The sequence below is a fragment of the Streptomyces sp. NPDC044044 genome (genome assembly GCF_056434405.1).
In genome coordinates this window covers 517,693-527,022 of the sequence record NZ_JBWKFG010000007.1, presented here as the reverse complement: position 1 = coordinate 527,022, position 9,330 = coordinate 517,693, and the positions used below count along the sequence as shown (strand labels likewise).

Annotated in this window: 11 protein-coding genes; 3 read left to right on the top strand and 8 right to left on the bottom strand. The window is 68.9% G+C overall.

Features of this window, described 5'->3' with window-relative positions; genetic code table 11:
- Positions 1-20: 20 nt before the first annotated feature.
- Both AC07AG_RS27930 and AC07AG_RS27925 read left to right on the top strand, forming a co-directional pair.
- Positions 21-788, top strand: coding sequence for an alpha/beta fold hydrolase (locus AC07AG_RS27930; RefSeq protein ID WP_478758794.1), 768 nt, complete (start codon positions 21-23; stop codon positions 786-788).
- Between the two features lie 94 nt (positions 789-882).
- Positions 883-1,653 carry a thioesterase II family protein gene (locus AC07AG_RS27925; RefSeq protein WP_478758704.1) on the top strand — a complete coding sequence of 257 codons (771 nt, stop codon included), beginning with the start codon at positions 883-885 and terminating at the stop codon, positions 1,651-1,653.
- 100 nt (positions 1,654-1,753) lie between these two features.
- On the opposite strand, the gene AC07AG_RS27920 is transcribed toward AC07AG_RS27925, so the two are convergent.
- A complete protein-coding gene (locus AC07AG_RS27920; RefSeq protein ID WP_478758702.1) occupies positions 1,754-2,410 on the bottom strand; it encodes a helix-turn-helix transcriptional regulator in 657 nt (218 codons plus the stop codon).
- Positions 2,411-2,666: 256 nt separating this feature from the next.
- Between AC07AG_RS27920 and AC07AG_RS27915 the strand changes: the two genes are divergently transcribed.
- Entirely contained in the window at positions 2,667-3,329 is a 663-nt protein-coding gene (locus tag AC07AG_RS27915) for a class I SAM-dependent methyltransferase (RefSeq protein WP_478758700.1), read from the top strand.
- 21 nt (positions 3,330-3,350) lie between these two features.
- On the opposite strand, the gene AC07AG_RS27910 is transcribed toward AC07AG_RS27915, so the two are convergent.
- The 7 genes from AC07AG_RS27910 to AC07AG_RS27880 all read right to left on the bottom strand — a co-directional run bounded on the left by AC07AG_RS27910 (position 3,351) and on the right by AC07AG_RS27880 (position 9,283).
- On the bottom strand, positions 3,351-3,953 hold the full coding sequence (locus AC07AG_RS27910) for a hypothetical protein (protein ID WP_478758698.1): 603 nt from the start codon (positions 3,951-3,953) through the stop codon (positions 3,351-3,353).
- 9 nt (positions 3,954-3,962) lie between these two features.
- Complete coding sequence (locus AC07AG_RS27905; RefSeq protein ID WP_478758696.1) at positions 3,963-5,267, bottom strand: DUF8189 domain-containing protein; 1,305 nt, start codon at positions 5,265-5,267, stop codon at positions 3,963-3,965.
- Between the two features lie 158 nt (positions 5,268-5,425).
- Complete coding sequence (locus tag AC07AG_RS27900) at positions 5,426-6,931, bottom strand: long-chain-fatty-acid--CoA ligase (RefSeq protein WP_478758694.1); 1,506 nt, start codon at positions 6,929-6,931, stop codon at positions 5,426-5,428.
- Positions 6,928-7,845, bottom strand: coding sequence for a TauD/TfdA family dioxygenase (locus tag AC07AG_RS27895; protein WP_478758793.1), 918 nt, complete (start codon positions 7,843-7,845; stop codon positions 6,928-6,930). The genes AC07AG_RS27900 and AC07AG_RS27895 overlap by 4 nt, the downstream gene beginning before the upstream one ends.
- Positions 7,846-7,917: 72 nt before the next feature.
- Positions 7,918-8,499 (bottom strand): hypothetical protein, encoded by a 582-nt coding sequence (locus AC07AG_RS27890; protein WP_478758692.1) that lies wholly within the window; start codon positions 8,497-8,499, stop codon positions 7,918-7,920.
- 248 nt (positions 8,500-8,747) lie between these two features.
- Positions 8,748-8,903 (bottom strand): hypothetical protein, encoded by a 156-nt coding sequence (locus AC07AG_RS27885; RefSeq protein WP_478758691.1) that lies wholly within the window; start codon positions 8,901-8,903, stop codon positions 8,748-8,750.
- A 191-nt stretch (positions 8,904-9,094) separates the two neighbouring features.
- A complete protein-coding gene (locus AC07AG_RS27880) occupies positions 9,095-9,283 on the bottom strand; it encodes a hypothetical protein (protein WP_478758689.1) in 189 nt (62 codons plus the stop codon).
- Positions 9,284-9,330 lie beyond the last annotated feature (47 nt).

Sequence of the window (9,330 nt, the reverse complement as noted above, 5' to 3'; positions counted from 1 at the left end):
TGTACGAGGAGGGGTGGCAGATGGTGAACGCCGCCGCGCGGGTGCGTCCGGTGTTCGAGACGCCGGACGAGGTGCCCGCACTGCCGCCGGTCACGCTGGCGACCGGGCCCGGAACCCCGCTGCTCTGCCTCCCGCCGACGATGGCGCCGTCCGGCCCGCACTACTTCGGCCGCTTCGCCCCCGTGTTCGCGGGCGAGCGGGACGTGACCGTGCTGCCCAACCCCGGCTTCGCGGCGGGGGAGGCGCTGCCCGCGACCAGGGAAGCGGTCGTGCGTTTCCAGGCCGAGGCCGTCAAGAGGCAGGCAGGCGACGGGCCGTTCGTGCTCGTCGGCTACTCGTCGGGCGGCTGGCTGGCCAACGCGGTCGCCGCGCTGCTCGAACAGGAGGGCATCTCACCGGCGGCGGTGGTGCTCGTCGACACCTATACGGCGACGAACTCGTTCGAGGGCCGGCTCGAGGAGGCGCTGCGGCAGCGCGCGGCCACCAGTGAGGCGTTCGAGCTCATGTCGGGCGCGCAACTGACAGGGCAGGGAGGTTACTTGCGCGTGTTCGGCGACTGGGAGCCCGAGCCGATCGACACCCCGACGCTGTACGTGCACGCCACCTTCCCGCCGGGGGAGTCGCAGGCGCTGGAGACCGAGGACGACTGGCGCCCCCAGTGGCCCCTGCCGCACGAGGACGCCGACGTCCCCGGCGACCACTTCACGATCATGGACGACCACTCGGAGTCGACGGCACTGGCCGTACGGGACTGGCTGGCCGACGACCGGGGCACCGACTCCCGCTGAGCGCAACCAAAGACCCACCCTTCACGGCAGCACGCTGCGTGCGACAAGCACAGCAGAGCCGCGTACGACAACCACAGCAGAACGGACGATCAACATGACTGTTACCGACGGCAGTGACCTCTGGCTCCGCCGGTTCCACCCCGCACCCGAGGCCCCGGTCCGGCTGGTGTGCTTCCCGCACGCGGGCGGATCGGCGACCTTCTACTTCCCCGTCTCGGCCGCGCTGCAGAGCGACTGCGACGTGGTGGCCCTGCAGTACCCCGGCCGTCAGGACCGGCGCTCCGAGCCGAACGTGGACGACATAGGCGTGCTCGCCGACCGGATCGCGCCCGTGCTCGAGCAGCTGTTCGACCGGCCCGTCGTGCTCTTCGGGCACAGCATGGGCGCGATCCTCGCGTTCGAGGTCGCGCGCAGGCTGGAGGAGAAGGGCCACAAGCCCGCGATGCTGTTCGCCTCCGGCAGGCGCGCACCGTCGACGCGACGCGTGGAGAACGTCCACCAGCGGGACGACGACGGCATCGTGGCCGAGATGAAGTCCATGAGCGGCACCGACGCCCAAGTACTCGGTGACGAGGAACTGCTGCGGATGGTGCTGCCCTCGATCCGCAGCGACTACCGCGCCATCGAGACGTACGGCTCCGTGCCCGTGACCGCGACCATCGAATGCCCGATCACCGCCCTGATAGGCGACGCGGACCCGAAGTCGACGGTCCTCGAAGCCGACGCGTGGCGCTCCCACACGAACGCCGCGTTCGCGATCCACACGTTCCGCGGGGGCCACTTCTTCCTCAGCTCGCGAGCGGCGGAAGTGATCTCGCTTACGCGCGAGGGGCTGCGCAGTGCCGTAGCAGTCGGACAGGCGTAAGAGAGGCGGGGGTTGGACGAGGAGTTGGTCCAGCCCCCGTCGCGGCTGTGAGCGGTCGTACGCGGTCGACGCGACCGTGTGCGTGCCTCACGTGCGGACCTCAGATGTAGCCCGCACGCACCGCGTAGGCCACCGCGTGGGTGCGGTTGCGCAGCTGGAGGCGGGAGGTGAGAGTCTGCAGGACGTTCTTCACCGTCCGTTCGGAATACGCGAGCTTCACCGCTATCTGACCGGTGTCAAGGCCCTCCGCCACCAACTGCAGGACTTCGACCTCACGCGGGGTCATGCCCATCGTGGGGAGTCCGGCCGGACCTGGTGTGCTGCTGTTGAGCTGTCCCATGCGAGTGAGGAAGGTGCCCAATAAATCGGCCGGTAAGTCACCCTCACCCCGGTGGGCGGCGAGCACGGCCCGCAGCAGCCGCGCCGGCGTGGCCTCGCGTCGCCACACGATCGAGGTGACGCCGCACCCGGCGACGTCCAACAGATCGGCCTCCCGCATCCGGTCCACCACCAGGACCGCCCGGACGCCCTTGACGCGGACGAGTGTGCGCAGGCTCAGCAGAGTCGTCTCGTCCACGGAGCAGGCGACGAGCAGGGCGACCTGGCCGCAGTCCTGCTGGGTGGTGTCCACCAACTCGATCTCCGCGTACTGACGGAGCTGGCTGCGCACTCCGGCCCGGGAAATGGGGTCCGATGTGTGAACGGACAACAGCACCCGCTCGGTCGTAGGGACAATCTCGACGGTCTGCTGCTGCACGGGCTAGAGCTCCTTCTGCGTCCATGAAGGCCCAGGGGGTTCGAGCGCGGCAGACATGAGCGTGCACCGCTACCCCCTCGTCGACCAGATAATCAGCTACTGCGTGTGTGCCCTAGGAGGCTCAACGTGTTCCTGATCACCAGGTTGGTGCCCGCCGCTCACGTTCTGCTGATGTTCCGCTGACGTTCTGTCCCGTCCCGGCCGCCGCCGCCCCCTCCCTCGTATCGCCCAAGGGTCACCAACTACTGTCGCGAGCATGGCCGAACACGATGCCCTCACCGCAACCCGCGATGCGTACGACGATGCAGCGGACACCTATGCGCACCTGTTCCGCGACTCACTGCGTGACAGCCCGCTGGACCGCGCGATCCTGGGTGCCTTCGCCGAGTCCGTGACGGCGAGCGGGCCCGGCGAGGTCGCGGACCTGGGCTGTGGCCCCGGTCATGTCACGGCCCATCTCGACGAGTTGGGGCTGGCGGCGTTCGGTGTCGATGCCTCTCCCGCGATGATCGAGCTGGCTCGAGGGGCCTATCCGGGCCTGCGGTTCGAGGTGGGCTCGATGGCCGCGTTGAACATCGCCGACGGCGCCCTTGGCGGCGTGCTCTCACGCTGGTCCATCATCCACACGCCGCCGCGGGAAGTCCCCGCCATCCTGGCGGAGTTCCACCGCGTGCTGGCCCCCGGCGGCCACCTTCTGGTCGGCTTCTCGGCGAGCGAGGATCCGACGCACCCGACGCAGGTCTTCGACCACGCGGTCGCACCGGCCTACAGGTGGTGGCCCGATCACCTCGCCGCGATGCTGCGCGAGTTGGGAATGGCGGAGGTGGCCAGGATGGTCCGCGAACCTCAGCCCACCGACCGGCGGCAGTTCAAGGCGATTCAGCTGTTGGCCCGTAAGGACCAGGCGGGGGCTGTCTGACCGAATAGCCGCGCCGACAGGTCAGGCTTCGCCGGGCATCTTCCCCGGCGCCGGTGCCGTTCCGTTGTTGTCGCCCATGCCGTCGCCGCCGCCCGGACGCTCACCCGGCATCAGGCCGGAGGAGCCGCCTTCGCCCGGCATCAGACCCGCACTGGAATCCTCGCCCGGCATCGGACTCGTGGCCGCCTGCACATCGTCCGGAGTAGCGGGCGGCGACGCGGTGCCGCCCTCCTCGGCCGCCTCCTGGATGAGCGAGGTCAGTGACTCGGGAGCATCATCCGGAACAGCGGCCACGGCCACTTTGCGCACACCGGGGTCGGAATCGGCCACCAGTTCGCTGAGAACGCCCGCGGCGGACTCCGACGGCAGGTTCGCCGCGGCGCCGGCCGCCGCCACCCGCAGCGTCGGCACCTCGCTCTGTGCCGCGGTCGCGACGACGTCCTTGCCGGTGTCCCCGTCCAGGAGGCTGGCTGCGTACGCCGCCTTCGCCGCGAGAAGCTCGTCGTCGCCGGTGACGAGCGCACGCAGGTGGGGCAGGCTCTCGGAGCCCAGGCGTGCGGCGGCCGCGTAGTTGGGCTCCTCGGGGTCGAGTGCCCTTCGCACATCGCGCATGGATACGCTCATCGCCGTCTCCTAGATGTCCTGAGTGAGCGGACTGTCGAGCATGGTCTTCACTTCGTCGGAGACCAGGTCGGGAGGCGGGTTGGTGATGTTGGACGTCCCGTTTCCCGTCATGAGCCGGTTGTTGTCGTTGACATGCCTGAGGCCCAGGACATGTCCGACCTCATGGCCCAGAGTCCATTGTGTCGCGCCTTGCGCCACGACGGCGCCGGGACGCCCGGCCGGATGGGCCGCGCACCCGTTGAAGGGCGGAACCGTAGACCGTACGAAGTAGACGACGACGTCGCTCGCGCCCGCGTTGTTGCGGTTGCCGAAGAGCTGGTTCTGCTCGGCTGTCGTCTGCCCCATGACGCACTGGCCCACGTCGACGTCGTTGAGTGCGGGCAGGTTCAGGCTCTCCGTGGACGCCAGCTGGACCGAGATGCCCGCGGTCGCGTAGACCTCCCGCATCCGCTGCACCGCGTCTGCGATGGATACGTTCGGACTGGTGAGGACCTTGGCGTGCAGCCGTACGGTGGGGACCTGTGTCCACCACCGGTGCCACATCGCGCTGTCGGTACCCGCGACGAACGTGTCGATCCGGTTCGGCCCCCAGGACACGGCCGTGGGTGCGCTGGTGAGGACGCCGCCGAGGCTCTCCCAGCCGGACCAGCCGTTCTGGAACCATTTGTGCCACAGGGCCGAGTCCGTGCCCCGCACGAAGACGTCGAGGCGTCCGTTGTTCCAACTGGCCACCGTGGGTGCGCTGGTGAGGACGCCGCCCAGGTTCTCCCAGCCGGACCAGCCGTTCTGGAACCACTTGTGCCACAGGGCGGCATTGGTGCCGGCGCCGAAGACGTCGATGCGGCCGTTGCCCCAGGACACGGCCGTGGGTGCGCTGGTGAGGACGCCGCCGAGGCTCTCCCAGCCGGACCAGCCGTTCTGGAACCACTTGTGCCACAGGGCCGAGTCCGTGCCCCGCACGAAGACGTCGAGGCGTCCGTTGTTCCAACTGGCCACCGTGGGTGCGCTGGTGAGGACGCCGCCCAGGTTCTCCCAGCCGGACCAGCCGTTCTGGAACCACTTGTGCCACAGAGCCGAGTCCGTACCTCGCACGAAGACGTCGATGCGACCATTGCCCCAGGACACGGCGGCCGGCTCCGAGGTGAGGACGCCGCCGAGGCTCTCCCAGCCGGACCAGCCGTTCTGGAACCACTTGTGCCACAGAGCCGAGTCCGTACCCCGCACGAACGTGTCCAGCCGTCCCGAGGTCCACGACGAGACGGCGGGCCCGCTCGTCAGAGTCCCTCCTAAGCTTTCCCACCCCAACCAGGTCACGGCAATCCCCCTTCCACCGCGGAGTACTCCGCGGGAGGAGCCACGACGTTACTCGCCCCATTTGCGACAGAAGCCCATGAAATCTAGCCAGAACCAGGGTGCCCTCAGGTGCCGGTTGTGGGGTGGCGGGGCCACTGCTGCCCGGAGCGGCGGAACGCTCATCGGACGGGCGGAGGTATCGGCGGCCCGACCACGATCTCCCGCTTGAGGATCTTCCCGGTCGCCCCTTTCGGGAGTGCGTCGACGCAGCGCACGATCCGCGGGTACTTGTAGGGGGCCACCCGCTGTCGTACGTAGTCACGCAGCTCGTCCGTCGTGACGCGGGCCCCGGTCCTGAGCACCACGACAGCGGCGACCTCCTCACCGCGCGCCGCGTCGGGCACCCCCACCACCGCGGCCTCGACGACGTCCGGGTGCCCGTACAGAACCTCCTCGATCTCGCGTGGATAGACGTTGTAGCCGCCGCGGATGACGAGGTCCTTCTTGCGGTCGACGACGTAGTAGTAGCCCTGCTCGTCGACCCGCGCGAGATCGCCGCTGTGGAACCAGCCGTCCCGGAAGGCGCCCGCGGTTGCGTCCGGCCGGTTCCAGTACCCCTTCATCACGTTCTCGCCGCGGATCGCCAGCTCGCCGACCTCACCGTGGCCGACCACGGAACCGTCGTCCGCGACGAGCCGCAGCTCGACCCCGCGGACGGGAAGCCCGATGGAACCGGGCCTGCGTGGCCGGTCCGGCGGATTGAAGCAGGCCACCGGCGACGTCTCCGAGAGTCCGTACCCCTCCAGGACGGTGACCCCAAGCTCCCGCTCCACGGCGTGCAGCAGTTCGACGTGCAGTGAGGCGCCGCCGGAGACGGCCAGTCGCAGTCGCGGCAGTTCCCGCTCGATTCCGTGGCGGAGCAGCGCGCCGTACATCGTGGGGACGCCCAGGAAGACGGTCACTTCGTCCTGGCGCAGTGTCGCCAGTGCCTCGGCGGCGTCGAAACGCGGCAGCAGGGACAGGCAGGCGCCCGCCGCGACGGAGGTGTTCAGGGCGCAGGTCTGGCCGAACGCGTGGAACAGGGGCAGACCACCGAAGAGGACGTCGTCCGGGCCCACGCGCAGCAGCGTCCGCGCCGTCGTCAGCGCATTGCTCACGAGGTTGCGGTGCGTCAGCTCCGCGCCCTTCGGTGTCCCCGTCGTGCCGGACGTGTAGAGGATCACCGCGGTGTCGTCGTCGGAGGCATCGGGTGTCCCGGCCAGCGGCGGGACCGTACGGAGCGACGCGGCGAACGTCGCCGGATCCGCGATCAGACACTGCGCTCCGGCCCGGACCGCCGCGGCTTCGGCCTCATCGGAGCAGGAGGGGGAGGTGACGATCAGGCGGGCACCGCAGTCGCGCAGGACGAACTCCATCTCGCCCGACCTCAGCAGGGGGTTCATCGGGACCACCACGCCACCGGCGCGCAGGACGCCGTAGTACACGACGGGAAACTGGGCGACATTGGGCAAGGCCACCGCGACCCGGTCGCCTGTGCGCAGGCCCTTGGAGCGCAGCAGCGTGGCGAACCGGCCGGTCAGGTCGTCCAGCTGGGCGTACGTGAGCCGGGTCGTGCCCTGCCGCACGGCCGTCCGGTCAGCATGGTGTCGGACGGATCGGGCCAGGAGTGCGGACAGGTCGGTCATGCGGATTCACTTCCATGGGCATTGTGGGAGTCGTCGGGGTTGCGGAAGTCGTTCGAACCCGCGGGTGTCGCGGGGGATTGCGGGGTGATCACATCGCGCGGCGCGACCCCGCCGCGAGTGCCGTCGGCGTAGTGTGCGTCGCCCCAGAAGTCCCAGGGCAGGGCGCGGGGTTGGTGCGGAGTGAGCCACAACCGAAGTGCCCGCGCGCCCTGTTCGGCCCCCGTGATGTCAGCGAACCCTGTGTGGGAATGCAGGACCGCGTGATTGTTGACGAGGAGCAGGTCTCCTGCGCAGAGGGCGACGTCCAGACGGAGTTCCGGGCTGGCCGCGGACGTGTCGATGAGGTCGAACAGCTCCACGTCGTCCGGGCTCAGGCGCGGCACTCCGGGCAGGCGCCGGGCCGATTCCAGGCGGCGACGGTCGTAGCGCAGGCTGAGCTTTCCCCCGCCGCGGTGCACGAGGGGCACCGCATGCCAGGGGAGCTGCCCGGGAGACTGTTCTCCGCGGCGGTCGAGGTAATGCGTGCGATAGAGGCCGTCGATCAACTCGGGCCTATGTGCAAGGAGCGTGTCGTGGACCGCCGCCGAACTGGCCAGTCGCAGGCGCCCCGCGGTACGGGACGTGCGCAGGCACAGCAGAGCGAGCGTGTCGGCATCGTCGGTGCGCAGGGGCTGGGCCGCCGAGGCCGTGGGCCCGTCCGTCAGGTGGCCGAGCATGTGCCCCGTCGCGTTCTGCGACACGGGGATGCCGAGGTGTCGGCCCAGACCCCAGAGGAGAACGGCGGCTGCCGCGGGGTCGTAGCGCTCGACCGGCAGCCGACGTACGAGGACGAAACCCCGGCCCGTCTCCAACTCGTCAGCGGCGCGGGCGAGATCGGCCGCCAGCGACGGCAGCGGGAAGCCGTCGGCCGTCACCTTCAACAACGGCGCGCCTCGTGCGCGCAGGGACTCGCCATCTGATCATGGAAAGCGCTCAAATCGGTCGGGTCAGGTCACCGAGATTTGCCACTTGCCGTGTTCGGAAAGGGTGACATATCCATGCTGCGGAAGGCGCAAGGTGCCCTTCTGGTTGGCAGCGGAGGTGAAGCGGATCAGCTGCTTCCCGCCGTCGGCCGGCGTGTAGATGATGGTGCCGGGGGAGTCGATGAAGTCGTAGTGCACAACCGGGGCGTATTCGAAGTACGGCTTGGGGCTGAAATAGCCGAAGGTCTGGGTTCCCTTTCCCCGGGTTGTTTTGGTCGGGAGCTGAGGCAGCGCGTCGCTGTCCACGATGCGCACCTTCCACCGGCCCAGGCCACTGGCGCCCTCGTTGCCCACCGTGATTCGCCAGATGGCGAGGGCATCGCAGTCGGCCGGAAGGACAATGTGCGACGGTCCACTCCGGCCGAGGGTGACGAGCGTGTCATGGGGCCGCTGATGATCGGGACCCTTGCGCACGGTCGACAGGTCGAATCTCGTGGTGAAGCCCGCGCGGAACTCCAAGAGGACCGGTCGTCCGTCCCCTGCGCCCGGTATCTCGACAATCCGGCTGCGCCAGCCGGACCATTTAACGGACGTGGTGCTGCCCACGTTCCCCCCCCTGTGTTGGTTGCGAAGCGCTCGGGAGTCATGGTGACACGCGGGCCCGGGCTCCGGCTCCGCTCCAGCCAGACGGCTGACAGCTGTCGCTCAGGAGAAGAACCTGGCACTGCCGACGCCCGGGCGGACTCCGCGTACGGAAGACCGGCTTCCGTACGCGGAGTCCGCCCGGGCGTGGCGGTGCTGGGTCAGTCTGTGGCTGTGCGTCCACACGGCGAGTGCGCACGTATGTCCGGCTATTAGAAGTAGTGCTTGCGTCCACCGATCGTGCGTCCGGTCGCGCCGAGGACCCACAGAAGCGCTCCGACCACGACGAGTATCCCTCCGACCGTCGTCAGCAACGAGACTCCGACCAGCAGCCCGAGGAGGAGCAGGATGACGCCAAGAATGATCATTACAATTCCGATCTATCAAGTATTTTCGTGCGTGCAGGCTTTTCTTCGTCCGACCTGCAGCACTCCGTCCGCTGCCAGACCTGGGCTGGGTGGAGTCCCGGCAGACCGCGTGTTCGGCGGTTGCTTGACCCTGTCTCGCTGCCACCTTGTGCCCAGCGCTCCACCGGGCATGCACGAGAAACTCATCGGACCTACCCAGATGTGATGACCTCCCTGGCCACTGCGAGCAGCAGCGCGGTGCGCTCGGAATCCATCGGGGCGACCTGCCCGAGTTCCACGAACCGGGCGGGTGCTCCGGTGCGGGCCTCGAAGAACCTTGTGCACTCGGCGAGTTCCACAGGCAATGCGCGCTCGGCCACCTGTTTTATGCGGCCTGTCACTGGATAGGGCTCCAGTGGTTCGAGCCCGGTATCCCAACGATGACCCC

Excerpts from the sequence above, each read along its gene's own strand:
- AC07AG_RS27900 (WP_478758694.1), bottom strand. The coding sequence starts at position 6,931 with ATGACCGACCTGTCCGCACTCCTGGCCCGATCCGTCCGACACCATGCT.
- AC07AG_RS27925 (WP_478758704.1), top strand. The coding sequence starts at position 883 with ATGACTGTTACCGACGGCAGTGACCTCTGGCTCCGCCGGTTCCACCCC.
- AC07AG_RS27885 (WP_478758691.1), bottom strand. The coding sequence starts at position 8,903 with ATGATCATTCTTGGCGTCATCCTGCTCCTCCTCGGGCTGCTGGTCGGA.
- AC07AG_RS27910 (WP_478758698.1), bottom strand. The coding sequence starts at position 3,953 with ATGAGCGTATCCATGCGCGATGTGCGAAGGGCACTCGACCCCGAGGAG.
- AC07AG_RS27930 (WP_478758794.1), top strand. The coding sequence starts at position 21 with ATGGTGAACGCCGCCGCGCGGGTGCGTCCGGTGTTCGAGACGCCGGAC.
- AC07AG_RS27915 (WP_478758700.1), top strand. The coding sequence starts at position 2,667 with ATGGCCGAACACGATGCCCTCACCGCAACCCGCGATGCGTACGACGAT.